Here is a 23,865-nt window from a genome sequence, read left to right as displayed (position 1 = left end):
ACGGGACTCGCTTGGCCGCCTGTCCCGGACGGCCGAGCACTTTCGGCCGTCCAAGCCGGCGCCGAAATCACCGCGAAGGGAATCCAGCACCCTCGATACGATGGCGGTGGCTGCAATCCCAATCCGTCACCGCGTGTTGGTGACGCTCCCTCGCGACCTGCCTGGTCCGCGTCGTTTGCGGCCTCCGACCTGGGCCCGCCGTGGCAGCGCCACCGGCGCCGTACGTACGAAATGGAGCATCCAAGGATGGCTCGACACCTGGTAACCAGCGCGCTTCCCTACATCAACGGGATCAAGCACCTGGGCAACATGGTCGGGTCGATGCTTCCGGCGGACGTGTACTCCCGGTACCTCCGCCAGCGCGGTCAGGACGTCCTCTACATCTGCGCCACGGACGAGCACGGCACGCCGGCCGAGCTGGCGGCCAAGGAGGCCGGGCTGACGGTCGCCGAGTTCTGTGCGCAGGCGCACGACGCGCAGAAGGCCGTGTACGACGGGTTCGAGCTGGCCTTCGACTACTTCGGGCGCAGCTCCTCGCAGCAGAACGTCGAGATCACGCAGCACTTCGCGCGGAAGCTGAACGAGAACGGCTTCATCGAGGAGCGGGCGATCCGGCAGGTGTACTCGCCGGTCGACGGGCGCTTCCTGCCGGACCGGTACGTCGAGGGCACCTGTCCGCACTGCGGGTACGACAAGGCCCGCGGCGACCAGTGCGAGAACTGCACTCGTGTCCTGGACCCGACGGACCTGATCGACCCGCGCTCGGCGATCAGCGGTTCCACGGACCTGGAGGTCCGCGAGACCAAGCACCTCTTCCTGCTGCAGTCGAAGCTCCAGCACGAGGTCGAGGAGTGGATCGCCACCGTCAGCGCGGAGTGGCCGCACCTGTCCACCTCGATCGCCCGCAAGTGGCTAACTGAGGGGCTGAACGACCGCTCCATCACCCGCGACCTGGACTGGGGCGTGCCCGTCCCGGCCGACACCTGGCCTGAGCTCGCCGCCGAGGGCAAGGTCTTCTACGTCTGGTTCGACGCCCCGATCGAGTACATCGCCGCGACGAAGGAGTGGGCGGACGCCGCTCCCGACGGCGAGAGCCGCGACTGGAAGTCGTGGTGGTACGAGGCCGACGACACCGTCCGGTACACGCAGTTCATGGCGAAGGACAACGTCCCCTTCCACACGGTGATGTTCCCGGCCACCGAGCTCGGCGTACGCGAGCCGTGGAAGAAGGTCGACGTCGTCAAGGGCTTCAACTGGCTGACGTACTACGGCGGCAAGTTCTCCACCTCGCAGAAGCGCGGCGTCTTCACCGACGCGGCCCTGGAGATCCTCCCCGGCGACTACTGGCGCTACTTCCTGATCGCCAACGCCCCCGAGTCGGACGACTCCTCCTTCACCTGGGAGCACTTCACCGCCACGGTCAACAAGGACCTGGCCGACACCCTCGGCAACTTCGTCAACCGCGTGCTGTCGTTCTCCCGCAAGCGGTTCGGCGACGACGTCCCGGCCGGGCACGCCGCCGGCGAGGCGGAGGCGAAGCTGGGCGAGGAGGTCGCGCGGCTGCTCGGCGAGTACGAGGAGCAGATGGAGGCCCTGCAGTTCCGCAAGGCCGCCGCCGCCCTGCGCGCCCTGTGGTCCGCGGGCAACTCCTACCTGGAGGAGAAGGCCCCCTGGCTGGAGATCAAGACCGACGCCGAGGGCGCCGCGCTGACGCTCCGTACCGCGATGAACCTGATCCACCTGTACGCGGTCGTCTCCGAGCCGTTCATCCCGACCTCGTCGGCCGCCATGCGCGGGGCCTTCGCCCTGGAGAACGACACCGCGACCTGGGTGACCGCCGAGCAGGCCAAGTCCCTGGACACCGTCCCGGCCGGCACCGCGTTCACGGTGCCGCCGGTGCTCTTCGCGAAGATCACGGAAGAGGACCTGGAGTCCTATCGTGAGCGCTTCGGCGGCGCCCCGGACGCCTGACAGGCGTCCCCGCACTCGTACCGTCCCGACTCTCATCGGGCGGTACGGGTGTGAGCGCTCCCGGCGCTGTTGCTGGTTTCGACACATGCGGCGCCGGCCAGGTGCCTCCGCCATCCTCTTGCAGGCCGAGCGAACGACATCAGCCATTGGCTGATCGGCGCCCTTACGGTTCGGCGCGGCCTCCTTGATCCTGCTGTGCTGGACCAAAGGGAGGGCCATGGCGACGGCACGGAAGCGACGGGTATCGGCCGCGCGTAAGCGTCGCCAGCAGCGACTCAAGATCGGCGCCATCACTGGAGGCGTGAGCCTCATCGTGCTGGTGGCCTTCTGGGGGGAGATCTGGCCCTATCTCGTGGGTGCCCTCGTTCTCGGTGGCGTCGCCGGCGGTGGGTGGTGGTTGTGGCGAACCGATCGGTCCACCAGAGGCGCTGATCGGCGCTGGCGGCACGACGAGGCTGTGAAGGCCGGGCACCGGACTCTGGCCGAGGTCGACGCGATGACCGGGACGGAGTTCGAGGACTTCGTCGTGGACCTGTGCCGGCGAGACGGGTGCACCGAGGTGCGCAGGGTCGGCGGCTCTCACGACAACGGGGCCGACGTCCTGGGCATCCTTCCCGACGGGCGGAGCATGGTGATCCAGTGCAAGCGGTACACGCCCAAGGGCAAGATCCCTAGCCGGGAGGTGCGGGACCTGCTGGGCGCGAGGGTGCACTTCAAGGTCGACGTGGCGATCTTCGTGGCCACCACGTACTTCAGCGGGCCGGCTGAGAAGTTCGCTACGGAGAACGACATCCTCGCCGTCCATCGCGATCACCTCGGGCTGTGGAACAACGGGGCCTCGCTGCTGTCGCTCGGCGCGGTCAACGGCCTGGGACAAGGGGGCCGGCGGCACCGGGAGCGGTGGAAGGAGACGTACGAGTAGAGAGCGAGGACGCCCAGAAAACGCTGGTGCGGGGACGGGGTGGTCCGGAGCGGTGCCCGGCGTCGGTACCGTGGGGCGCATGTCTACTCCTGCGGTTCGTGTTCGTTTCGCTCCGTCTCCGACCGGCATGTTCCATGTCGGTGGTGCGCGGTCCGCTCTCTACAACTGGGCGGTGGCGCGACAGTCCGGCGGCACGTTCGTCCTGCGGATCGAGGACACCGACGCGGCGCGGAACCAGCCGGAGTGGATCGACGGGATCATCAACGCGCTCGCGGCGATCGGCATCCACGGCGAGGACGCGGCCTTCGAGGGGCCGTACTTCCAGTCGCACAACGCCGACCGGCACCGGGAAGCGGCTCTGGAGCTCTTCGCGGCCGGGCGGGCGTACTACTGCGACTGCACCCGGGAGCAGCTGAAGGAGCGCACGGGGTCGGATCACCTCGGGTACGACGGGTTCTGCCGGGAGCGGGGGCTCGCCTTCGAGGAGGGCCGGGCGCTGCGGTTCCGGACGCCGGACGAGGGCGAGACCGTGGTGGTCGACCTCATTCGCGGGGAGCCGGCGTTCCCGAACAGTGCGATCGAGGACTTCGTGATCGCCCGTGGTGACGGGTCCCCGGTCTTCCTGATCGCCAACGTCGTCGACGACCTGGACGAGGGCATCACGCAGGTCATCCGCGGCGAGGAGCACCTGTCGAACACGCCGAAGCAGCAGCTGCTGTGGGAGGCGCTCGGCACGGAGCCGCCGGTGTGGGCACACCTGCCGGTGATCGTGAACGAGAAGCGGCAGAAGCTGTCCAAGCGCCGCGACAAGGTCGCGCTGGAGGACTACCTCGCCGAGGGCTTCCTGCCCGAGGCGATGGTGAACTACCTCATGCTCCTGGGCTGGGGCCCCGGCGAGGACCGGGAGATCATGCCGCACGAGGAGCTGGAGCAGCTCTTCCGGATCGAGGACGTCAACACCGCGCCGGCCTTCTTCGACGTGAAGAAGCTGACGGCGTTCAACGGCGACTACATCCGCGCGCTCTCCCCGGAGCAGTTCGCCAACGCCTGCGCGCCGTGGCTCGTCGCCCCGTACGCGCCCTGGGACCCGGACGCGTTCGACAAGGACCTCTTCGAGGCGGCGGCCCCGCTGGCCCAGACGCGGTTGGCCCTGCTGTCGGAGATCACCAGCTACGTGGACTTCCTGTTCCTCGACGAGCCGGTCGAGGACGAGGCGTCGTGGAACAAGGCGATGAAGGCCGGCGCCGGCGACATCCTGTCCGACGCCCGCGCCGAGCTGGCCACCGTCGCGGACTGGAAGGCGGACGACCTGAAGGCCGTCCTGCTCGCCGTCGGCGAGAAGCACGGCCTCAAGCTCGGCAAGGCCCAGGCACCCATCCGGGTCGCGGTCACCGGCCGCACGATCGGACTCCCGCTGTTCGAGTCCATGGAGCTGCTCGGCCGCGACCGCGTGCTGGCCCGCCTGGACGCGGCGGCGAAGAAGCTGGCCGCCGCGCAGGCGTAGCCGCCGGTCAGGCGACCTTCGCGAGAAGGTCGCCCCAGGCGTTACCGAAGTAGTTCAGATCGAACCGAGCCAGGGCCTCGTACGCGGCCTTGGCCTCGGTCTGGCGCCCGGCCGCGCGTTCCCGGACCTGCGCCGACAGGCGGCTGAGGTCCGGGGCCGGCTGGCTGGTCAGCGCGGCGAGGTCGCCCAGGCCGGCCACCGGGCGGATCAGGCCGAGCAGCAGAGCCTCGGCCGCGCCCCGAGAGGGACGAGGGCTAGGCGGTACCGTCACGGTCTGTACCCGCCCCGGCACCCAGAACGGCTGATCCTACCTGTGGCCGTCGACAGCGCCCCTGGTCTGACCGGCCTCCTCTGGACTGAAACAGGACCCTCCCCGCCGACCCATCGGGCAGAATCCCGATCAGCAGCCGTGAAAGGGGAATGGTCCAGGTGCGACCCAGCCAGCAGATGCGCGACCTCGGCGTCGTCCAGTACGGCGCGCCCATCCTGGCCGCCCCCGCCCGCCCTTTTGCACTCCCTGACGAGCGGGAGGCCGCCGACACCGTCGTCGGCCAACTTCTCGACGCCATGGAACGCATCCGCCGCGCCCACGACTTCTCCGGCAAGGGCCTGGGCTTAGCTGCCCCGCAGATCGGCATCGGCCGGGCCGCGGCCGTCGTCCAGCCGCCTACCGCCGACCCGATCGTGCTGCTCAACCCCCGCATCACCGCCGCAGCCGAAGAGATCGACGAAAAGTTCGAAGGGTGCCTGTCGTTCTTCGACGTACGGGCCCTGGTCCCCAGGCCCCTGCGGATCACGGTGGAATCGGTGACGCCAGAGGGCAGCACCGAGACCGCGGTCTACGAACGGGGCGAGGCGCGGCTCATCACACACGAGATCGATCACCTCAACGGACTTCTTCTGCTGAACCGGATGCGGCCCGGCGTGAGGCCGATCCCCGTCGACGAGTACCGCAAGACGGGCGAGGCCACTGGCCGGGCCTGGTCGTACGAGTAGACGAGGCAGCGCAACGACCGTGGGCACGCTCGCCCATCCCGGACCGCCGAACCAGCCGTCCCACGCCCTCCCGAGCAACGACCCCGGCGACCCGCTCGCCCTGCACCAACCATCGCAGGCGTGCGCCGATGGACGTCTACCGCTGTCACCGCCCCGTCGGCGGCGGAGCCACGCACGTGCGGCCCGAGGAACCGCGGGGCCTGGAGTCCTGGGACGGCTTCGCGTACGTGCCCGAAGGAACTGCGCCGAACCTCGCGGCCGCGAACCTGGGCGTCCAACGGACTCGGCGCCGGGCGGGTAGGCCATCGGCTGGATCGCCCCATGGCAGGGGTGGGATCTGGGGCCTCGACGCGGACGTGCCCTGGCTGGAACGCATGCACCACAAGCGGCGCCGCATCCTCGAACGCCGCGACTTCACCGCCAGCACCCCCCAACAACCTGCCACAGCCGCCCGCCCACCCCGCTATCCCCGCGCGCCGCCGACCGGAGCCCTCAAGAACCGCGACAACATCGCCGGTGGCCGAGGTGCGGCGGTGGGCCAAGGACCAGGGCATGGAAGTGCCACCGCGAGGCCAACTCCGCAGCGACATTTGGGACGCCTGGCACGAGGCCCATCCCCACGCCCAGCCGGTCAGCTGAGTCGGCGTGCGACGGACTCAGCACCTACTCGCCGAGCTGCTCGATCCATGGGTGCGGCCCGTACGTGCTGCCGATCGACTGCACGAGCCATGCCCGCTGTCCGGCGTCGAGGATCGGCAGCACCGCGGCAAAGTCGACCACGTCCCGGGGCCGCGGCTGCTTCGCCTTGTAGTAAAGCTGGACCTCCGGCCGCAGGTAGGGGATGCCGGCCGCGGAGACTGCCCCCAGGTCCGCGAGACCGCACCGCACGTGGCGGTCCCGCCGCGACACCCAGTCGTCGCCCTCGGCCTCGTCGAGCATCACTTGAATCCGCCACGGTGCCGACGCGGTGGGTCGGCACCAGACGTCGTGCACGCCGACCGGCAGCAGCTCGCCGGGCCGCCAGGGCCGCAGGTTCCCCGGCGGGTCAGCAGCCCACCACTGCCACCCGGCAAGTACCTCCTGAACGGCGAGCTGGTCTCGGCGCAGCACGAGGACGTCGATGTCGTGATGCTCGCGGAACGACCGGCCCGTGGCGAGCTCGATGGCATGACCGCCCGCGATCCACCACGGGGCAGCCGTCTTCGAGAACAGCGCGGCGACCTCACTCAGCGGTGCGGGCTGCCAGTCCTGCCCGAGGGCCTGACCAGTCACCATTCGCGGCTCGCGCTCGGTGCGCGCCAGATCATCGCGACATCAGACCGGACAACGAAGCCCATCGTGTCGTACAGGGGGCGGCCGTCCGCCGATGCGTACAGATCGATGACTGCGCAGCCCTGCCCGGCTAGCCAATCGCGCGCGGCCGTGACGCAGGCCCGGCCGTATCCACGGCGGCGGTGCACCGGGTCGGTGGCCACTGACCCGATGTGCCCGGCATAGGGGGCACTGTTCCCCGGGCTGGGGAGTCGAGGAGTGCAGGTTCCTGCAGCGCACGCGGCCAGGCCGCCCCTCCCGGTGTCAACGACGAAAATGGCGAACAGCGGGTCGCCGAGGCGCTGGGCGAATGCCGCTGTGCAGTCCGCCGCCCATCGCGGAGCGGGCGCTGCACCAGGCGACCCGAACATGATCCATCGCAGCCTGACCAGCTCGGGCGCATCCGCGACCACGGCGCGACGGGCTAACTCCCTGACCGGCATGCGTTCTTCCTTTCATGGAGGTGTCAGCAGTGTGCGGTTGGTGCCCGGTACTGCGCACCGGCCGCATCCACGTCTTGCCGGCACTCATGCAGAGGGCCAGGCGTATTCGCTGTACGTGATGCCATCGGCGATGTGCTGCAGGGCGACCGCGAGGTACGGAGGCAGAGGCGCGGGAAGGCTGCTGGGCTTGTACCACTGCCAGCCCTCGCACTTGTCCTGCTCGGGGTTTCCGATCTGGCCGTGCCAGCGGTCGACCTCGAAGAAGAAGGCGATCCGCCGTGACCCGGCGTGAGTGGAGACGTGGTGCATCAGGTGCACGAACCGTACGTCGGAGGGGTCGGCGGTGGCGCCGGTCTCCTCGGTGAACTCCCGGGCGGCTGCCAGCGCGGCAGGCTCGTGGTCCTCCATCAGCCCGGCTGGTACCTGGTACATGCCGGGGAACACCGGCTGACTGCGACGTCGCCCCATCAAAAACTCGTCGCCCCGGCGGACGATCAGGTGAACGTCGGCGTAGTGAGCGGCGTACGTACCGCCGGACTCTGCGGTCTTCTCAGGCATGGCTCTCCTCCGATCGACAAGGCCGGTCACGCTACAGGGACCTCCGTGACCGGCGGCCGATTTCGGCCGCCGGCACTATCGACTTTTGAACGGGCGGCGATCAGGGCTTCGGTGCGGACGTGCTCCTCGAACTTCCCGCCCTGCTCGGCGATGTGATCGCCGAGCGGGGTGTGTGTGCTGTAGCTGAACGAGAACTGCAGGCCGATCACTTCGTCCAGGGTGCGGGGATGATGCGGTCCCATCGCAGGATGTCGACGTGGGAGAACAGGGAGCGCGCTGTGCCCCTCGGCGAGGTGCTCGTAGGTTCCCGACCCGGCGCGCCGCTGTGGTCTGAGGTAGCGGCTGCGTACTTCTGCGGTGACAGGTTCCCAGTCGTCGCGGGGCCGGTTGTCGGGGTGGCTGTCGGAGACGATGCCGACGGTGCCGCCGGGGGTGGCGATCTGGTCGAGGTTTGCGGCGACCTGGGCACGGTCCATCCAGTGGAACGCCTTGCCGATCGTGACGAGCTGGACCGGATCACTCCTGCCTGAGGAGCTCACCAGGAACGTCTGAGCGTCGACTGTCGACGGTAGGCTGCGGCACACGCTCGCGCACCATGCACAACGCCGCAGCCGAACACTCGCGACAGGCTCGCGCTCACCTACGGTGCGGTTCAACCGTGCGGCGAGGCAAAGCCTGCCATGGCGTCACGCAGTGCCTGAAGGTCTTCCAGAGTCTCGAGAACCACATCGGCTCCTGCATCTCTCAGGACGGGAGCCGGGGTCTTCCCAGAGGCGACCGCGACGACTGCGGCACCGCCTTCGAGGCCGGTACGGACGTCCTCGAGGGAGTCGCCGATGATGACGGTGTTGGCACGGGTGAAGATCGTCCCGTGCTTGGCCTGAGCGCGCTTCTGCGCGATCCCGACGAGCGCCGGCCGATGCTGGTCGTCGGAGGCGTATCCCCCGATTTCGGCGTCGACGTAGCCTCCGAGGTCGAAGGCCGCGAGCTTCAGCAGGGCGTTCGGCTTGAGGTTGCCCGTGACGATGGTCGGTACGTAGTCGGGGCACTGGTGGACCGAGCGCAGCGCTTCCACCGCGCCGGGCATGAGGACGCCGTGTTCACGCAGGTCATCCGTATGGGCGGCGAGGCGTTGGGGGACGAGGTCCACCATCCGCGGCAGCAGCTCGGGGAGGTCGTCCTCCGAGACGCCGTTGTCCAGGAGGAGGGATCGAACCGCGAGGGGCATCGTGACGCCGGTGCCGCGAGCGGGGAGGTGCTCGGCGGGGCGGCCGACTACCTCGGCGAAGGCTTCACGGTAGACCTGCCGGTCGATGTCACCGACGTACAGTCCCTGCTTCACCTCCGCCTGGCCCGTGCCCACGCCGCGCAGGGAGAGAAGCGTGAGACCCTGCGCGCTCTGTCAGCAGCCGAGCATCTCCTTGGAACCTCGAGCACCAGGCCCCTGCCGGCCTGGTGCTCGTGGCTGTCCGAGGCCGACCTCGCCGTCGACTCCGGCCAGTGCCTGCTCGACCTCGGCGAGACCGCCCGCGCCCACCATCTGATCGCCGAGGGGCGGGAACTGCTGCCCACCACCCGCGACAAGACCCGAGGGGTCTTCCTCGCCTATCAGGCCGCGAGCCATCTCAAGTCGAAGGAGCCCGAGCTCGCCGCCCAGGCGGCGGACGAGGCCCTCAGGCTCGCCCGCCGGATCGGCGCCCCGCGCTGCGAGAAGCTGGTGCAAGACCTCGTGCCCGATTTCGAGCGCGTTCGCACCGCAGAAGGAGTCGACGACCTGCTGATGCTCGTCGCCGCATAGGCGGCTCGCCCAGGCCAGAGCAGCACGGTGCGCGGTCAGCGCACGGGGCCAGCACGCATGAAGCTCGGCCCTCCCATTCGGGGTGACCGAGCTTCATGCAGTCGAGGTGGCGCTCTGGCCCTGCCTAGGCGCTAGAGGGCCGGGGCGCGCAAGAGGCGATCCTGTGTGCTCGCGGGCAGGACCCGGCGCAGGACCGGCGCGGTGGAGCTGAGCGAGGCGGCGAACACGCGGACAAGGTCGTGCGGCACGCTTGCGCCGAAAGACGCAGCCCACAGATACCGCGCCCCGAACACGGGCTCGGCCCATGCCTGCCATCCAGCGGGGCCGGCCTCGTCAGCCTCGGTCGTCAGGGCCCGCGGGTCGCCGTCCTGAATGAGGGGCGGTACCTCGCCCAGGCTGAGGTGCGAGGTGAAGGTCGGGTCCATCGCCCAGGCGTCGGGCTGATCGATGTGGCGGAGCCAGCCGTGTGCCGTGACGGCGTCCATGACCAGCTCGGGCCCGGCAAGGGGCACGGCGGGCTGATCTCGGGCATCGAGCGCGACGAGGAAGTCGACGAGGATCTCGCCCGGGACATCTGGGGTGAAGTACGCGGACCACGTCGCAAGCGGGCTGCTCGTGTCCGCGCGAGCCGAGACCTGCCAGGCGATCGGCAGGCCGCCAAGATGGAACGGTTCGTCCGCCAGGACCCACTGGGCCCACCGGAGGGTGTCAGGGCTGATGTGCAGGACGGTGCTGCGCAGGACCTCTCGGTCCTCGTCCGGCTCCTGTCGCCCGCGGACGATCGTCAGGCTCGTCCAGCCAAGGTTGGCGAGCGTGTCGGCAACGGCGTCGTAGAGCTGCCCGTCGTCACCGGCCAGGTGCCGGGGGCCGACCCAGTACGCAGACTGGGTGTTGTTCGCGGCGGAAGGATCGAGCGGGAAGTCGGGATGCAGGGGCGCCTCCAAGGGCTGGTGCGGATCTACTTGACGCCGACACGGCGGCGAGGGCGGCGTGGGGGCGCCTGGACGGGCGTCTGCCAGGTCAGGGCGACAGCGACCTCGGGCGGCAGATGACCGAGCTGCGTGTCCGCGTCCCGGCCCTCGGCCAGATAGACGACGGGCCGCCCGGTCTCGTCCACAGCCTGGATGACCTGTTCGAGGCGATGCGCCATCGGGAAAAACGGGTTCATGGCCAGCCGCAGCGGTGTGCTCCGGTCGTGGGCGGACAACTGGTCGACGAGATCGCCGACGGTTGTCTCCGTGTGCGCCACAGGCAACTCCTTGTATGAGGAAGGCGACTGGGGTGGCAGCTGCGTCTCCGCTGCTAGGCCGGACAACTGCCTCCACGTCGCAGGTCTCCGGTCCGGACTCTTCGCGCTAGCTACACGCGCCGAGATGTCTCCAGAACCCGGGCTACGGCGGCCGCCACGATGTCGGCCGGCGTCTCGATGTCGAAGGACACGTGGTAGCCGCGCACCTTGGCCGTACCAGTTACGGCGATCTTCCATCCTTCCCTGTCTGTGCCGGGACGGCCGAGCGGGAACCAGCCGAGATAGAAGCGGCCGTCCTTCGAGTTGACGTGTACGTCCGCGCGATCGTCCACGACCAGGTGGAAGTCGTCGGCGGAGAACTGATCCATGACGAGCGTGGGCTGTCCTGGGCCGAGCTGCCACTCACGCAGCCGAAGCGCCTGGACGGTGGTGGAGAATCCGGGGCTCACGGGAGCCACGGTCACGGGCGATCACCTCTCTGACCTGGGACTTCTCGGGAAGGTCGTCTACGTTGACACGCCTAGGCACCCGTTGGCCAGTCATTCCAGAATCTTTCCCGTCTGCCGCGGGCGAACTGTCCTATGACAGCGATGTAGGGGCTCAGCTTTCCTGGCCAGATCTCAGACCAACTGGCCACCGTGTGGCCAGAAATCCCATCCCGGTATCCGCTCTGTCTCCTAGTCTGTTCTGAGGCGACCACGGGCGAGGCAGAAGGTGCGAAGCGTGGCTAGGGACGACTTACCGGGGAAGGCCGACGACCTTGCCGTGGTCCTTTCGGTGTCCGAGTTCCAGCTTGCGCACGCTGGCGCCAGCAGTGAGGAAGACGACGAGGAAGACCCACCGGAACGATCGACTTGGGGGAAGCTCGAGTTCGCTGAGCACCTTGGTGAGCTCGTTGTCGAGCGCTGGTCGGGGGTGCTGGCTGGCCCTCCGGATCACCTGCACAACCCGGACTATTCGGCCGTCGCCGGTCGCATGAACCGGTTGCTGAGGGACATCAGGGACGGTGGGGATGCGATCGTCCATGTCCTCAGTCACGGCTTGATCGAACCTGGCTCGAACGAGCTGTGCGTCGTCGCCACGGACTCCCTGCCCTCGGACCACCGGGACGTCTTCGAGACAGTTTTCGGGATCACACGGTTCCTCACCCAGGCGCGCAGGTGCTCCGGGCACATATTGCTGCTGCTCGACGTCTGCCACAGCGGGGCCGGCATCGATCCGACCAAAGCGATCACGTTCGCCGACCGCCGTGCGTTCGTCATCGCGGCCTGCCCGTCCAAGGACCAGGCATGGGACGGACGTTTCTCCCAGGCGGTCAGCGACGTCCTCAGGGGCCTGGCTCAGGGCCACAGTGAGATCCACCCGAGCGAGCGCTTCGTTCGGCTCACGTGGTTCAAGGACGCGGTGCACAAACGGGTGCAACAGCTGTCCACGGACGCGGGCCACCCAGTACAGGAGGTCGTCTCCAGCGACCTCTACGGGCTCGTGACCGAGTTCCTGCCCAACCCGTGGTTTCGTGAGGACCCCTCAGAGGTCCTGAATCTCAAGAACTACTGGGACCTGCAGGAGTTCATCGTCGGCAACGTGCACGAGTCGCTCGACGTGCATCACTACATGTCACGAGCGTCCGGGCGCGACACCACACAGCAGGCCCAGTCGACCTGCCACTTCAAGGGTCGTGAAGCAGAGCTGGAACGGATCCGCGCCTGGCTTGAGAAGGGCGCGGAGGAAGGTGCGACGCTCTGCGTCATCACCGGGAGTCCCGGGGTCGGCAAGTCCGCGCTGCTGGGAGTCGTGGTCTGCTGTGCCCACCCACAGTTGGTCAAGGGACTCAGGCCGGTCATGCAGAGCATCCCGACGAGACTTCGTCCCGACCCCCGCTCCCGAGTGGCCGCGGTGCACGCGCGGGGGATGGTTCTGAGCCAGGTTGTCGACACGGTCGCCGCCCAGCTCGATCTTCCGCCGCCGCCGGAAGGCTGGACCACTCAGAAACTGGTCGACGCGGTCGCCGGGCTGGCGGAGGAACCTCTGATCGTGGTGGATGCCCTGGACGAAGCCATGGAGAGCGTGCAGATCAGTGTGGAGCTGCTGCTGCCGCTGGCGAACCGGGAGAACCTGGGCGGCGGCCGACGGCGGGCATGCCAGCTCCTGGTGGGTGTGCGCCCCTATTGGGACAAGCTTCCCCACTTGGCGGAGGCCGCTGGTGACCCACGCCAGTCGCTGGTCAATCTGGACGCCGTCGACCGGGCCGGGCTCAGGGAGGCCCTGACCGATTACATCGGCGAGATGCTCAGTGAGACGGACACCTACCTCACCCGCGGGGAGGAGCGGCGCATGGTCGCCAAGGGCGCGGCCGAACGCATCGAGAGCCACGCTGAGGGCGGAGAGTTCCTCAAGGCCCAGCTGTCCGTGCGGTACCTCGAGGCCGCGGCCCCGGTCACCGAAGAGGAGGTCGAGCGCGCGCTCAGCGGACTGCCCCTGACCTTCGCCGCCCTGTTGGAGACACAGCTGAGTGAAGAGCGAACCCACCCGTGGGCACGCCCGGTCCTCGCGGCCCTGGCCTTCAGCGCGGGCAGCGGAATGCCCGCCGACGCGATCGCCGATGTCGCGCCCGAGTTCCACCCCTGGAAGGCACGACCGACCCGTGCCGATGTCCGTTCGGCGCTGGACCACGTGGCGTTCTACCTCCGGCGCGACGTGGACCCGACGTACGGGACGACGCTCTACCGGCTCTTCCACCAGGAGCTGGTAGAGCATCTGCGGTGCCACCCGCGCGGCGGACCCGGCCCGTCGGTGGGGTCGCTCGCCGACCGGCCCGAGGGAGGACCGGGTACGGGCCCGGTGAAGGCGTCATGACCGGGGACGAAGAGGCCGTCTTCCGGCGGCTGCTGTCCCGCCTGCCGCGCTACGGCACCGGCCGGCGCTGGGACCTCGCCGATCCCTACCTGCGGCGGCATGCCGCCGAGCACGCGGCCCGGGTGGGCGGCGACCTGCTCGGCGAGCTCCTATCCGACGGCGAGTACCTCGTGAACGCCGACCCGAGGTCCGTCACCTCGGCGCTCTCCCCCTTCCGGGACGTATACGGGGGCTTCATCCAGCAGCTGCTCGACGTGTACTGCGCCTCCGTCAGCTGGCATCAGCGGGTGGATCCAAGAGCGCGACGTCAGATCCTCGCCCTTGACGCCCTGCGCCTCGGCCACCGGGAGCTGGCGGCGAGCATGGAACGACTGCCGGGCGGCCGCGTGCTTCCGTGGCACTGCGTATGGTCGAGCGCCACCAACGTCTCCCCGTCGGCCGGCGCCACCATGACCGGCCACGCCGAGGCCATCACCGCCCTGACTGTGACCGAGGTCGCCGGCCGTCTGGTGGCGGCAACGGGCAGCAAGGACCATACGGTTCGGATCTGGGACCTCACCACTGGCCGGACCCGGCACGTGCTGCTCCACGGTTCGCCGGTCACCAGCTTCGCCTCCGCCCTTCTCGACGGCCGGCCGGTCCTGGTGACTGGCAGCGACCGGGTCACGCGGTGGGATCTGTCGACTGGCCGTCCGATGGGCTCGTTGTCCGTGGGATCTCCCGTCAGGCAGCTCGTCATCGACGACTCCGGTCTGATCGCCATGGCCACCGAGACCTTCCCGTACGTGGCCGACCTGCGTGCGGAAGCGGAACCTCCCCGGCCGGTGCGGGCCGCAGGGCAGCGGGTACGGTTCGTGGCGGTCTGCCGCGAAGGGAACAGCCGCTTCGCGCTCGCGGTCACCGAGGGCAGCTACGTCAGCGCCTTCGCCCTGCCCGGCGGCGAGCTGCGGTACCGGGACGTGCTGCGTCGCAACGGCAACGCGGCGGACCGGATCACCGCCCTCGCCACCCGTGACGTCGACGGTCAGTGTGTGGCGGTCGTTGGCCATGCGAGCGGAGCCTGTACGGCCTTCCACGCACACAGCGGCCTGCTCGTGCATTCCCTGCTCCACCCGGCCGTCACCGAGGGCCGGCGCCCCCTGGGGGAGCGCAACGAGATCGACTCCATCGAAATCCACCCGTCGGCGCATGGCTGGCGGGCTGTCGCGGGCCACCGCGACGGCATGCTGCGCACCTGGGACCTCGGCTCCGGCGGGCTGCTGCGCGAGGAGCGCGCACACGCTGGCCGCGTCACGGATCTCGTGACCACGACCGTGAACGGCCGCCGCGTGTTGCTGACCGCTTCGGAGGACGACACGGTTCGTTCCTGGGATGCGGAGACGGGCGAACTGCGGGACGTCCTCGCCGGCCACACCAGTGGGGTCAACCGCGTCGCGCCTGCCCTGTCCGGTACCCGTCCGGTGGCGGTGACTGTGTCGAAGGACCGGACCGTGCGTACCTGGGACCTGCGCAACCGCCGGCCAGCCCGGCTCCCCGGCGAACATCCGAACTGGGTCCGCACCCTCGGCCTCCACCGCATCGACGGCCGACTGTACGCCGTCACCTCCTGCCGCGACGCCTCCATCCGGGTGCTCGACGCGGGCACCGGTGAGAACGTAGGGGAGTGCACGGACCCGGACGGGCAGCCCCTGCAGGCCGCCGACGTCCTCACGGACCGCGGGTACACCTGGATCGCCGCAGGCGGCGAGCAGGGCCGACTGCACCTCTGGGAGTACGGCAGGCCGGAGCCGAGGGAAAGCACAGACCCCGGCCCCAGCGCAGTCACCGCGCTGGCGATCCTCGCCCGAGACCGGCGCTGGTTCCAGGTGGTCGCAGGCAGGAACGACGGCGCGTTGACCGTCTGGTACCCGGGCACCGGTGAGGAACTCAGGCTCCTCACTCCCCCCGGGCGTGGCAGGGACGCCGGAGTGTCCGCATTGGCTGTCGCCGCAACCCCACACGGGACGGTGGTCCTCAGCGGCGCGTACGACGGCACCTGCCGGACGCTGCTCCTGCGCGACGGGCGCCCGTTGCTGTTGCACAGTCACCGCTACGAGACACCAGTCAAGGCGGTCGCGATTGGATCGGTCGCCGGTGAGCCGGTCACCGCGGCGGGCGACGAAAGCGGCCGGATCACCCTGAACCGCCTGACGGACGGCACGGTACTGCGCACCCTGCTTGCCCATACGGGCCCCGTGCGCTCCCTCGCCTTCTCCCGGGTCGGTCACGTGGACGCCCTGGTCTCGGGCAGCTCCGACGGCACCGTCCGCATCTGGGAGACCTCGACCGGCACCCAGCTCGACCGCATCGACCTCCCGGATTACGTCCAGACCGTCGCCCATGCCGACGGCGTCCTAGCCATCGGCTACGGGCGCGAGGTCTCCGTGTTCACCCCGTCAAGCCGGCCGGCCCAACCGGAACACCGAGCAGAAGGAAGCCGATGACCCGCATTCTCGCCATCCACGGCGTCAACCAATACGACCCGGCGCGCACACCCGAAGCGGCCGCCGCCCGCCTTGGCGCGGTCTGGCACAAGGCCCTCAACCGGGAGCTGCCCGTCCCCGTGGATGCCGTGGACATGCGCCTGGTGTACTACGCGGACCTGCTGCGTCCTACCGGTCCCGCCGCGCAGGGCGCCACTGACGACCTCGACCACCTGTCGCCCGAGGCTGCTGACGCCGCCCGCCGATGGGGCGAACTGCACGGCCTCGATCTGAACAAGGCACAGGGCCGGGCCCTGACGCCCGTCCGCTGGGTCGCGGACGCCGTCGCCCACCGCAAGGGGCTGGACACCAAACTCGTGCGCAGGTTCGTGGCCTCATACTTCCCCGAGCTCGTCGGCTACCTGCACTCCCCCGCGCGCCGAGCGGTGCAGCAGCGGCTGGCGGACGCCATCGCCAAGGAGTCCCCCACGGTTCTGATCGCCCACTCACTGGGATCGGTCGTCGCCTACGACACGCTCTGGCGGCACGCCCACAAGGTCGACGTGCTGCTCACCATCGGGTCGCCGCTGGCCATGCCGGACATCGTCTTCCCGCACCTCCAGCACACCCCCAGGTCGGGCAAGGGAGTCCGGCCGCAGACGGTGGGCCACTGGATCAACATCGCCGATCCCGGAGACCTGGTCGCCATCCCACAACCGCTCACCAACCACTTTGACGACGTGGACTCGAACGTCTCGGCGGGTATCGGCGCCTTCAGCTTCCACAAGGCCGCCTCCTATCTCAAGTGCTCCGCCACAGCCAAGGCGCTCGCTCCGTTCCTCAAGTAGGGCCTTCTCGCAGGCGGGACGTACCGGCAGCCGGCCATCGGAGCGTGCCACCAGCCCGGGCGCCCAGATCCGTTGGGCAGGGTGCCGAGCGATGATCGGCACCCTGCCGTATCGGCGTAAGGACGTCGTCACCGGGGGTTGGCTACCCCACAGCCTCCGCAGCCGTCGGCTGGCATAGGGTCGGTTGGATCGAGTTCGAGGCCACCGCCGGAGTCCGCCGCCGTCTGCGCTCAGGAAATGGCCACCCTCGTGAGACGAAACGTCCATGCCACATGCTGAGACAACTAGCAGAGCACCAAGTCAGCGAGCTGTCCCATGGCATGAGCCGCGAGACCCTACAAGCGAAGTGTGGGGTCTCAACAACCGCGCCACATTCTCAGCGGCAACTGCATTCCCGGACCACATATGGCCCGGCGCTGATACGTGCAGCTGGGCGCACCCGAGTCCTCATCCCGACACGGACGTCAGCAGGCGGCGCGGTCGCCGTCGAGGTGATCCGCCGGTCGGCGGCCAGCGGTCACGGCCCATCCAGGAGCAGGCGCTGCGCCGTCGCTTCGATGCCCGGAGACCAAGATCCGAAAAATGTGGGCTAGGGGCTGTCCCTGCTCTTCAGAGGCGTGATCGTTTAGGCGGGGTCGAGCTCGGGGGAAGTTTTCCCAGGACGGCGATACCGAAGTTGACGTGTCGATGAGGGGCATGGCTCATGCCCCGAACGAGATCTTCATGGAGCCAGCGTTTCAAAGCCGGGCGCTGGCTTCCGCAGGAAGTGAGCGGGGCTCGCCCTCGTTGCGAATCTGCCCCAACGCCCTCCGACGGCCCGGCGGAGAACACCCCGGCACCAACCACAGCGAAGGCCCCGACTGCCGGGGACGGCGGCCGGGGCCTTGGCGTTAGTGGGGCCTAGTAGTCGGTGTCGTCGCCGATGTCCACGCCCACCTCTTTGATCTTCCCGCTGGTGCTGAGGACGGCGTACACATTGCGGTCGCCCTTGGCCCCGGCGTTGCGCGCGTGCTGGATGGCGGTCTCCAGCTCTTCGAGAGTCATGTCCTTTTCGGCGCCGCTGAACTTGATCCTGGATGGCATGCGCACATCCTGCCGCGCGCGGCGGAGGTCAGCAGGGGGTTTCACGAACCTGGCCGGCACTCTTGCGCGACCTCCATGTTCAACCTGTTCGCTGCCGCCGTCAGCGACCGCCGTGGCCGTCTAGCCCGTCGGCGACGGCTTCGCCCAAAGCTGGGTCTGGATCCGGTTCGCGAATCGCGATGGCCTCGGCGCGCAGCTCGAAGTGGAATCGGCCGCGCATGTTGATGTGATCAAAGCGCAGCAGGTCGAGCTGGCGTGCTTCGCTGTCTGGGATATCCCTGCCCTGTGCGCGCATCTTCTCGACGATCTTGTGGATCCAGATCGCGTTGAAGAGCGCCACCGCGTTGAGCACGAGACCGAGCGGGCCGAGGTTGTTCTCCATGCCGGGCTGATACTCGGGGTAGGGTCCGTCGATTCCGTGGCAGATGCGCTTGGCGAGTTTGTGACGTGCCTGGTGAAGGCGGCTTTGAGCTTCGATGCCGCGACGGTAGTCGGGGCTGTCGTAAAGGTTGAGCAGGTGGCGGGTCTTCCAGATGCGTCCGACGGCTGCGAGGGCTGCCCCCATTTGATTGGGCTTGCCGTGGTGGGTGAGGATCCTCAGGGCATCGTCCGGGCTGACAGCGCCGTGGTGGATCGAGGCGATCAAATGCAGGATGTCGTCCCAGTACTCCGAGATCAGGTCGACGTTGATGCTCCGCCTGGTCGCGTCCCGCAGATGGGGGTAGGTCGTCGAATCGATACGCCACAGCCGGTGGTCAGCGATCTGGTCGGTGGTGGGCTGGTAGGCGTAGCCGCAGAGGGTCAGCAGTCCGAAGACGATGTCTTCGTGGGTTCCCGCCTCCGCGACGATCGCCGCGTACGGGATTCCGGACCTGCGCGGGGGGCGGTGTGCGGCCAGTACGCTCAGGGCCTCCAGTGCGGCGCTGGCTCTGCCGCTGACCATCCGCCCGGAGAGTTGCATGGCCTGCTCGTTGAGCACGGTCATCCAGGTGATGTCCGTGCTGCCCTGTGGTGCGATGCCCAGGTGCGGCTGCGGGTTGGGGATGGTGAAGCGGACGCCGTCGACAGAGGCCATTTGCTGCCCGTTGTGCCTGGTGAGGGGGATCCTGTTCCCCGCCTCGACCATGAGCTTGTTGCAGGCTTCGATCGTCTCGGGTCTGAAGCCGTGGCTGACGCGCTCGAGTCGTTCGAGCGTCAGGGCATCCTTGCCCTGGTCGCTGGCGACAGCGGCGAGACCGACATTGCATCCGTGTCCGACCATCACGGCAGCAACGGACGAGTCGAACTCTGTGTACGCGAAGGGCTCACCTGTTGCCGTGGTGAACGCGGCCGCGCCGCCGATGTGGTTCAGGATGTACAAGATGACTTCGGGTAGTTCCGCCGTGGGGAGCATCTCGTCCACTTTGCGGCTCAGCTCTGACGTGCGGGGCGCGGTGGCCTTGGCTAGTACCAGCCGTCCGTCGGGCGATACCAGTTGGGCGCCGTCGGGTACACGGGAATCGACCCTGTCGAAGACGACGTGCAGTTCTTCGCGGGCCGCGGCGAGGTACGTGGCGGCGTCTTCGGGGAGGCCGAGGCCGGCTAGCCGCGAGAGGCGTTCGCGGGCCCAGGTCTCACGGGGCAGCAGAGCGGCCTTCGGGTTTGGCCAGCGTGAGCTGCCGGGGACGTAGATGTCCCGCTCGCAAAGGCGTTGATGGAAGGTCTCCACCACGCACATGGCATACGCCTGCAGATTGACGCTGCCGGGCTCTGTCCCCGGTGTCCCCAGCACCAGGCGTCGCCACGATCCTTTCAATAGTTCAGTGTCGATTTCGCCGTCCCTCGCGTGCTCGGCTTCCATGAGGCGGGGCAGGTCGGAGAGCGCGGTGAGCGCTCGCCGCCCAGACGGGTTCGCTCCGAAGAGCCTCCTGTTGACAAGGAGGGGCACGAGTTTGCGCAGTACTGGGTACTGCTCCAGTGCCTTGGTACGACGGGCTTCGTCGACGTCGGAGTCACGGGCCGGCACGTACGTAAGGAGGCGCTTGGCTGCCTCGGCGAGGACGGGACGGTCGGCGAACGTCTCCAGCAAGGCTCGGGTGGATGCGGTGTCGGTGTGGGGGTCGGTGATCTCCCCGGTTTCGGTATCTACCTGCTCAGTCACCGACTTCAGCACAGCGAGAATTGCCTCGGCCACCAGGGCGCCGCTGGCCGCGAACTCCGGATAGGCCCGCAGGAGCTCCTTCTCCGCCCACCTCTTGGGCTTGTTGATGAACCTGCCTGTGATCAGCCTGTCCAGGATGTCGATCGCATCGTCCAGGGCGCTCTTCTCCAGGCGCTTGATCGCCGCCAGGGCCGCTGCATGCTTGGTGGAGTGCCCCCTGACTCGGAGCACTCTCGCGGTCATCGCGCGCTCGGCTAGGGCCGCCAGCCAGGACTGGGGAATATCAGAGACGTCGACGTCGACGAACCCGAGACCGGCGATGTCCTCCGCCCGTTTCAGCGCCCTCTCCAGGCTTGGCACGGTGTCGCCGACGATACGGCCCCGCAACGAGCTCAGCTGGCTGGGCCGGCCTTCGGGGGCCTCCAACAGCTCATCGATGACGCGGATCTGCGCGGGTGTGACCCTCCGGTAGAGCTTGGCGATGACGTGGTTCTCGGCCGAGTTGCGGTGCTTCCCAACGAGAGTGTCCAAGGTGGACAGCGCGGGAAGCATGATGCGCTGCTCGAGGAGCCAGCCCAGCATCTTGGCTCTCAACGCCTTCGGGCCGACCGGGGCGCTCTCCAGCCAGTGCTTCATCTGCTCTTCGAGCCGGCGTCTTCCCTCGGCGAAGGAGGTCCAGCCGTCTTCGCGCTCAACCTCCCTCGCGTGCGCTCGAACTGTGTCACCGTGCTCCCCGTAGCGCTGGATTGCGGCCAGCGGATCTGCGATGCCGAGTTGCTCGCCGACGCGCTCCACCAAATCCTTCGGAATCCGGCTCATGTCGGTTTGGGCCCGGCCCAGGAAGCGGGGCACGACGATCTGCACGGCGTAGCCGAGCTGCGTGTGCGGGCCCCGCTTCTTCCGAACCCTTTGGAGATCGCCTTCGCTGAGGCGCAGCCGCGGCCAGTCGGACTCCGGGATCCCGCCGACGAACGTCGGGTAACCAGCGAGCCGTTCGTGCTCTTCCTCGGTCGATTCCACTGCCTCTCCTATGACGATCGGATGACCTGTGAGGGCAGATTCGGGGCGCCGATCACTCGGGGTCAAACTGCCTGGCACGCAGCAGCGCCCCTAACCCACATTTTTGCGATCTTGGTCTCCGGGCCACTCGGCGACCGGCTGTTTGGGTGGGTCACGCAAGGTTCAGGCGGTTTGGCCCCTTAGCGTCCCCGGTCATGGAAAATGTGCGGATTCAGCCGGACGGGAATCCCGATCCCGGCTACACCAGCGAGCAGCTCAGAATTGCAAGAGCGTGCGCGGAACAGGACCTTCAGGCGATCCGGGCGCAGCTCTCGGCTCGCTTCGGCCTCGGCGACGTCTGCGCGGAGATCGTCGACCAGTCCGGCACGGGGACCAGCAGCGTCCTGGATCCGCTGGCGCGTCAACTGGGCTACGCCACCTACACCCTTGAGCGGTACATGCGCGTCACTCGGCTGACCAGTCCGGAGCTTCGGGATCGTCTGGTCACGACGTCCGTGCAGGTGCCGTGGAAGTGCGTGACCACAGCCTGCGTGGCCGACTTGGAGGAGCAGGCACGCCGTGTCGGCTTGCTGCTCGGCAGGCTGGCCAGCGCGGAGCGGGCGGGCTGGCCGGCCGTGCTGGACGCCTCGGAGTACCGCAGGGCCCTGGGGCTGGCGGACGGAACGGCGTGCACTTCGGATTCGCCGCGCGAGATCGTCGCGCAGCTCGACCGCAAGGAGGTCCGCCAGGCCGTCCTCGCGGAACTGACAAAGAGCCCCGCCGCCGTTCTGGGCGTCCTGCGCGAACCCGCCGTGCGCGAGATGCTGCGGGACCAGGAGATCGCCCGGTACGTGCGCGAGCAGATGCGCCCTGTGCCCGACCCGGACGAGGAACTGCTCCAGGAGCTCCTCGGCAGCGAGGAGCGCGACCCGCGGGCCGACTGGACCATCCGCTACTTCGACCTGGCCCACAAGTGCCGGGAAATCCTCCTGCTGGGTCCCGACGACTTTCTGGACGTCGACGACCCCGACGTATGGCAGTCCGTCGAGTCCATCCGCGACTCCGTCGTCTCCTGGGCCGACCGCGTCCTGCAGAAGCGCCCTCGCACCATCCGACTCCTCACCGGAAAGTAGGCAACTATGCCCAGCCGCAGCGCCGCCGGCCGCTACTCCAACGCCGTACGCGACGTACTCGACCGGGAAGCCCTGCACTGCATCCGCAAGCGCACGAGCGAACCCGAGCAACTCGCCATGATGTGCGGCGTCGTCTCGTCGAAGTTCGAGGTACGCGACGCCAAGTACGTCCCGGTGGTCAGCCGCATGGTCAGGAACATGTGCGCCACCTCCCTCAAGAAGGTCCGCCGGGAACTCGCCATCGCTTCGCTGACTGGCCCGCCCGGGTCGGCCGAGCCCGGATACACCGAAATGGGCCCCGGCTGCGGCACGGTCGGCACCGATCACGGCGACCTGGTGGTCCCCGGTCTGCGTGGTGGAGCAGCCGACGAGGAGAAGGTCGTGGCGAAGGTGCTCATCGATGAGAACGGGGAGCTGACGGAGAAGACGGCCCGGCAACTGGTGATCGAAGACATCGACCGCATCATGGAGGTCATCCCTCCCCTCGCCGATCGCCACTTCATGGAGGCCGACCAGGCCGAGCGTGCCGCAAAGCGCAGTGCCCAGGACGCCAAGTACCACCGGGCCACCGCTAATCGCTACCTCGCACTGGCCAAGCGGTACGACCGGCTCGTGGTCGGCATCGACAGCCTCCCCGGCGTCTTCACGCTCGCTGACTACCTCGCCGAGGTCGCCCCCGAGGCCCTGGGCCTGGACGAAGAGGACGCCGAGCTCCTGCGCTACGCCGGTGCGCTGTGACCGAGTCCGCCTGGCACAGAGAGATCAAGAGCTGGGGCGTGGCAACCGAGATTCCTGTGCATGACCGTCGAGCGGACTGCGTGCTGTGCTGCGGCCAGCGGGCCGAGGTCCAGCGCCGCCCGCTGGCTCGACGGGAAGTCGCCGGCCGGGAAGCACACACCGACCTGTGGATCCTCGACTGCACAGCAGCACACTGCTGTGGCCGAGTACTGGTCTGGGAGGACCCTCGCTTCGGCCGGCTCTTCCGCTGGGACCATGTCTGGAAGGGCTTTGCCGTGGCCAAGCGCCCCGTCTTCCTCAACCTGTCCCTCGACCTCGCCACCGGCGAGGGCAGCTTCCTGGAAGTGACCAGCTGGAACTTTGAGGGGCACCGGGCCCATGGAACTGGCCGGACGCACACCGCGGCCGCCATGCGCTCCTGGATGCGCTACGGCACTCCCCTCGCGCAGGATGAGGCGGCCGCCAGATGATCGAGGAGCCAAGCCCCCCGTATCAGGCGCCACGGCACCGCACCGTCATCATCGAGCTGGATGGTCTCCTCCGGCGAGTGCCGGCCGAGTACCACTCGAACGGCACCCTCGCGGGACGGATGGTGACAGTCCGCGCCTTCCACGCCGAGTCCCGCTTCGGCGAATGCCCCTACCCCGTGCCCATGGCGCTGCACCGACCCACCGCACGCACCGACCCCAGACTCATCGTCATCGACAACCTCGGCGAGCGATGGGTGATGGGGTTTACGATCCAGTACCAGCAGCTCAACTATCGAATCACCAGCTTCCACTCCGCCGCAGGTGCATGAGCGCCACCCTCCGTTTCGGGTGAGCCAAGCCGTTCGGCGGTGCGCACGCCCGCCC

Annotated in this window: 22 protein-coding genes and 1 pseudogene; 12 read left to right on the top strand and 11 right to left on the bottom strand. The window is 68.5% G+C overall.

The features are described 5' to 3' along the window. Positions 1 to 246 precede the first annotated feature (246 nt). From metG to gltX, 3 genes are all read left to right on the top strand, one after another. Positions 247 to 1,971 carry a methionine--tRNA ligase gene (metG, locus tag ACFVU3_RS19530; protein ID WP_390067669.1) on the top strand — a complete coding sequence of 575 codons (1,725 nt, stop codon included), beginning with the start codon at positions 247 to 249 and terminating at the stop codon, positions 1,969 to 1,971. 217 nt (positions 1,972 to 2,188) lie between these two features. Beyond that, positions 2,189 to 2,893 carry a restriction endonuclease gene (locus ACFVU3_RS19525; RefSeq protein ID WP_390067667.1) on the top strand — a complete coding sequence of 235 codons (705 nt, stop codon included), beginning with the start codon at positions 2,189 to 2,191 and terminating at the stop codon, positions 2,891 to 2,893. Positions 2,894 to 3,020: 127 nt separating this feature from the next. Next, positions 3,021 to 4,397 carry a glutamate--tRNA ligase gene (gltX, locus tag ACFVU3_RS19520; RefSeq protein WP_390067842.1) on the top strand — a complete coding sequence of 459 codons (1,377 nt, stop codon included), beginning with the start codon at positions 3,021 to 3,023 and terminating at the stop codon, positions 4,395 to 4,397. A 7-nt stretch (positions 4,398 to 4,404) separates the two neighbouring features. Here gltX and ACFVU3_RS19515 read toward each other — a convergent pair. Further along, positions 4,405 to 4,641 (bottom strand): annotated as a pseudogene (locus ACFVU3_RS19515) (glycosyltransferase); the annotation flags it as partial. Between the two features lie 176 nt (positions 4,642 to 4,817). Between ACFVU3_RS19515 and ACFVU3_RS19510 the strand changes: the two are divergent. Next, the gene (locus ACFVU3_RS19510) at positions 4,818 to 5,393 is read left to right on the top strand and encodes a peptide deformylase (RefSeq protein ID WP_390067665.1); all 576 of its coding nucleotides are present in this window, start codon (positions 4,818 to 4,820) and stop codon (positions 5,391 to 5,393) included. Between the two features lie 663 nt (positions 5,394 to 6,056). Here ACFVU3_RS19510 and ACFVU3_RS19505 read toward each other — a convergent pair. The 5 genes from ACFVU3_RS19505 to ACFVU3_RS19485 form a co-directional block, all read right to left on the bottom strand. Further along, on the bottom strand, positions 6,057 to 6,668 hold the full coding sequence (locus ACFVU3_RS19505) for a nucleotidyltransferase domain-containing protein (protein ID WP_390067664.1): 612 nt from the start codon (positions 6,666 to 6,668) through the stop codon (positions 6,057 to 6,059). Further along, positions 6,662 to 7,147 (bottom strand): GNAT family N-acetyltransferase, encoded by a 486-nt coding sequence (locus ACFVU3_RS19500; protein WP_390067662.1) that lies wholly within the window; start codon positions 7,145 to 7,147, stop codon positions 6,662 to 6,664. The genes ACFVU3_RS19505 and ACFVU3_RS19500 overlap by 7 nt, the downstream gene beginning before the upstream one ends. An 84-nt stretch (positions 7,148 to 7,231) precedes the next feature. Then, a complete protein-coding gene (locus tag ACFVU3_RS19495; protein WP_390067660.1) occupies positions 7,232 to 7,705 on the bottom strand; it encodes an NUDIX domain-containing protein in 474 nt (157 codons plus the stop codon). Positions 7,706 to 7,731: 26 nt separating this feature from the next. Next, the gene (locus ACFVU3_RS19490) at positions 7,732 to 8,181 is read right to left on the bottom strand and encodes a hypothetical protein (protein WP_390067658.1); all 450 of its coding nucleotides are present in this window, start codon (positions 8,179 to 8,181) and stop codon (positions 7,732 to 7,734) included. A gap of 176 nt (positions 8,182 to 8,357) precedes the next feature. Then, complete coding sequence (locus ACFVU3_RS19485; RefSeq protein WP_390067656.1) at positions 8,358 to 8,858, bottom strand: HAD hydrolase-like protein; 501 nt, start codon at positions 8,856 to 8,858, stop codon at positions 8,358 to 8,360. On the opposite strand from ACFVU3_RS19485, the gene ACFVU3_RS19480 reads away from it, so the two are divergent. After that, a complete protein-coding gene (locus ACFVU3_RS19480; protein WP_390067654.1) occupies positions 8,802 to 9,503 on the top strand; it encodes a hypothetical protein in 702 nt (233 codons plus the stop codon). The two genes, ACFVU3_RS19485 and ACFVU3_RS19480, sit on opposite strands and share 57 nt — an antisense overlap. Before the next feature lie 131 nt (positions 9,504 to 9,634). Here the strand turns inward: ACFVU3_RS19480 and ACFVU3_RS19475 are convergent, their stop codons facing one another. From ACFVU3_RS19475 to ACFVU3_RS19465, 3 genes are all read right to left on the bottom strand, one after another. Then, on the bottom strand, positions 9,635 to 10,447 hold the full coding sequence (locus tag ACFVU3_RS19475; protein ID WP_390067652.1) for a DUF317 domain-containing protein: 813 nt from the start codon (positions 10,445 to 10,447) through the stop codon (positions 9,635 to 9,637). A 14-nt stretch (positions 10,448 to 10,461) separates the two neighbouring features. Further along, the gene (locus tag ACFVU3_RS19470) at positions 10,462 to 10,752 is read right to left on the bottom strand and encodes a hypothetical protein (RefSeq protein WP_390067650.1); all 291 of its coding nucleotides are present in this window, start codon (positions 10,750 to 10,752) and stop codon (positions 10,462 to 10,464) included. Between the two features lie 110 nt (positions 10,753 to 10,862). Beyond that, entirely contained in the window at positions 10,863 to 11,216 is a 354-nt protein-coding gene (locus tag ACFVU3_RS19465; protein ID WP_390067648.1) for a DUF317 domain-containing protein, read from the bottom strand. Between the two features lie 259 nt (positions 11,217 to 11,475). Here ACFVU3_RS19465 and ACFVU3_RS19460 point away from each other — a divergent pair, with 259 nt between their 5' ends. From ACFVU3_RS19460 to ACFVU3_RS19450, 3 genes are read left to right on the top strand one after another with little or no spacing between them, the layout of a single operon-like run. Continuing rightward, positions 11,476 to 13,608, top strand: coding sequence for an AAA family ATPase (locus ACFVU3_RS19460; RefSeq protein WP_390067646.1), 2,133 nt, complete (start codon positions 11,476 to 11,478; stop codon positions 13,606 to 13,608). Continuing rightward, on the top strand, positions 13,605 to 16,091 hold the full coding sequence (locus ACFVU3_RS19455; RefSeq protein ID WP_390067644.1) for a WD40 repeat domain-containing protein: 2,487 nt from the start codon (positions 13,605 to 13,607) through the stop codon (positions 16,089 to 16,091). The genes ACFVU3_RS19460 and ACFVU3_RS19455 overlap by 4 nt, the downstream gene beginning before the upstream one ends. Beyond that, entirely contained in the window at positions 16,088 to 16,918 is an 831-nt protein-coding gene (locus ACFVU3_RS19450) for a hypothetical protein (RefSeq protein ID WP_390067642.1), read from the top strand. The genes ACFVU3_RS19455 and ACFVU3_RS19450 overlap by 4 nt, the downstream gene beginning before the upstream one ends. A gap of 900 nt (positions 16,919 to 17,818) precedes the next feature. Here the strand turns inward: ACFVU3_RS19450 and ACFVU3_RS19445 are convergent. Next, a complete protein-coding gene (locus ACFVU3_RS19445) occupies positions 17,819 to 18,001 on the bottom strand; it encodes a hypothetical protein (RefSeq protein ID WP_390067640.1) in 183 nt (60 codons plus the stop codon). A gap of 100 nt (positions 18,002 to 18,101) precedes the next feature. After that, positions 18,102 to 21,161 (bottom strand): Tn3 family transposase, encoded by a 3,060-nt coding sequence (locus tag ACFVU3_RS19440; RefSeq protein ID WP_390067638.1) that lies wholly within the window; start codon positions 21,159 to 21,161, stop codon positions 18,102 to 18,104. Positions 21,162 to 21,355: 194 nt separating this feature from the next. Between ACFVU3_RS19440 and ACFVU3_RS19435 the strand changes: the two genes are divergently transcribed. The 4 genes from ACFVU3_RS19435 to ACFVU3_RS19420 are packed head-to-tail and all read left to right on the top strand — an operon-like array spanning position 21,356 to position 23,810. Continuing rightward, a complete protein-coding gene (locus tag ACFVU3_RS19435; RefSeq protein WP_390067636.1) occupies positions 21,356 to 22,273 on the top strand; it encodes a hypothetical protein in 918 nt (305 codons plus the stop codon). Positions 22,274 to 22,279: 6 nt separating this feature from the next. Further along, positions 22,280 to 23,011 (top strand): hypothetical protein, encoded by a 732-nt coding sequence (locus ACFVU3_RS19430; protein ID WP_390067634.1) that lies wholly within the window; start codon positions 22,280 to 22,282, stop codon positions 23,009 to 23,011. 38 nt (positions 23,012 to 23,049) lie between these two features. Beyond that, positions 23,050 to 23,481, top strand: a complete 432-nt coding sequence (locus ACFVU3_RS19425) for a hypothetical protein (protein WP_390067632.1) — start codon at positions 23,050 to 23,052, stop codon at positions 23,479 to 23,481. Further along, positions 23,478 to 23,810: a hypothetical protein gene (locus tag ACFVU3_RS19420; RefSeq protein WP_390067630.1), complete on the top strand. Its 333-nt coding sequence runs from the start codon at positions 23,478 to 23,480 to the stop codon at positions 23,808 to 23,810. Before ACFVU3_RS19425 ends, ACFVU3_RS19420 begins: the two co-directional genes overlap by 4 nt. The last annotated feature ends 55 nt before the right edge of the window (positions 23,811 to 23,865 follow it).

The organism is Streptomyces sp. NPDC058052, from assembly GCF_042885515.1.
GTDB lineage: Bacteria > Actinomycetota > Actinomycetes > Streptomycetales > Streptomycetaceae > Streptomyces.
The sequence above is the reverse complement of the archived record's forward strand: the minus strand, read 5'-3'. Positions and strand labels throughout refer to the sequence as shown.

Excerpts from the sequence above, each read along its gene's own strand:
- metG (WP_390067669.1), top strand. The coding sequence starts at position 247 with ATGGCTCGACACCTGGTAACCAGCGCGCTTCCCTACATCAACGGGATC.
- ACFVU3_RS19525 (WP_390067667.1), top strand. The coding sequence starts at position 2,189 with ATGGCGACGGCACGGAAGCGACGGGTATCGGCCGCGCGTAAGCGTCGC.
- gltX (WP_390067842.1), top strand. The coding sequence starts at position 3,021 with ATGTTCCATGTCGGTGGTGCGCGGTCCGCTCTCTACAACTGGGCGGTG.
- ACFVU3_RS19510 (WP_390067665.1), top strand. The coding sequence starts at position 4,818 with ATGGTCCAGGTGCGACCCAGCCAGCAGATGCGCGACCTCGGCGTCGTC.
- ACFVU3_RS19505 (WP_390067664.1), bottom strand. The coding sequence starts at position 6,668 with ATGGTGACTGGTCAGGCCCTCGGGCAGGACTGGCAGCCCGCACCGCTG.
- ACFVU3_RS19500 (WP_390067662.1), bottom strand. The coding sequence starts at position 7,147 with ATGCCGGTCAGGGAGTTAGCCCGTCGCGCCGTGGTCGCGGATGCGCCC.
- ACFVU3_RS19495 (WP_390067660.1), bottom strand. The coding sequence starts at position 7,705 with ATGCCTGAGAAGACCGCAGAGTCCGGCGGTACGTACGCCGCTCACTAC.
- ACFVU3_RS19490 (WP_390067658.1), bottom strand. The coding sequence starts at position 8,181 with ATGGACCGTGCCCAGGTCGCCGCAAACCTCGACCAGATCGCCACCCCC.
- ACFVU3_RS19485 (WP_390067656.1), bottom strand. The coding sequence starts at position 8,858 with ATGGTGGACCTCGTCCCCCAACGCCTCGCCGCCCATACGGATGACCTG.
- ACFVU3_RS19455 (WP_390067644.1), top strand. The coding sequence starts at position 13,605 with ATGACCGGGGACGAAGAGGCCGTCTTCCGGCGGCTGCTGTCCCGCCTG.
- ACFVU3_RS19450 (WP_390067642.1), top strand. The coding sequence starts at position 16,088 with ATGACCCGCATTCTCGCCATCCACGGCGTCAACCAATACGACCCGGCG.
- ACFVU3_RS19445 (WP_390067640.1), bottom strand. The coding sequence starts at position 18,001 with ATGCCATCCAGGATCAAGTTCAGCGGCGCCGAAAAGGACATGACTCTC.
- ACFVU3_RS19435 (WP_390067636.1), top strand. The coding sequence starts at position 21,356 with ATGGAAAATGTGCGGATTCAGCCGGACGGGAATCCCGATCCCGGCTAC.
- ACFVU3_RS19430 (WP_390067634.1), top strand. The coding sequence starts at position 22,280 with ATGCCCAGCCGCAGCGCCGCCGGCCGCTACTCCAACGCCGTACGCGAC.
- ACFVU3_RS19420 (WP_390067630.1), top strand. The coding sequence starts at position 23,478 with ATGATCGAGGAGCCAAGCCCCCCGTATCAGGCGCCACGGCACCGCACC.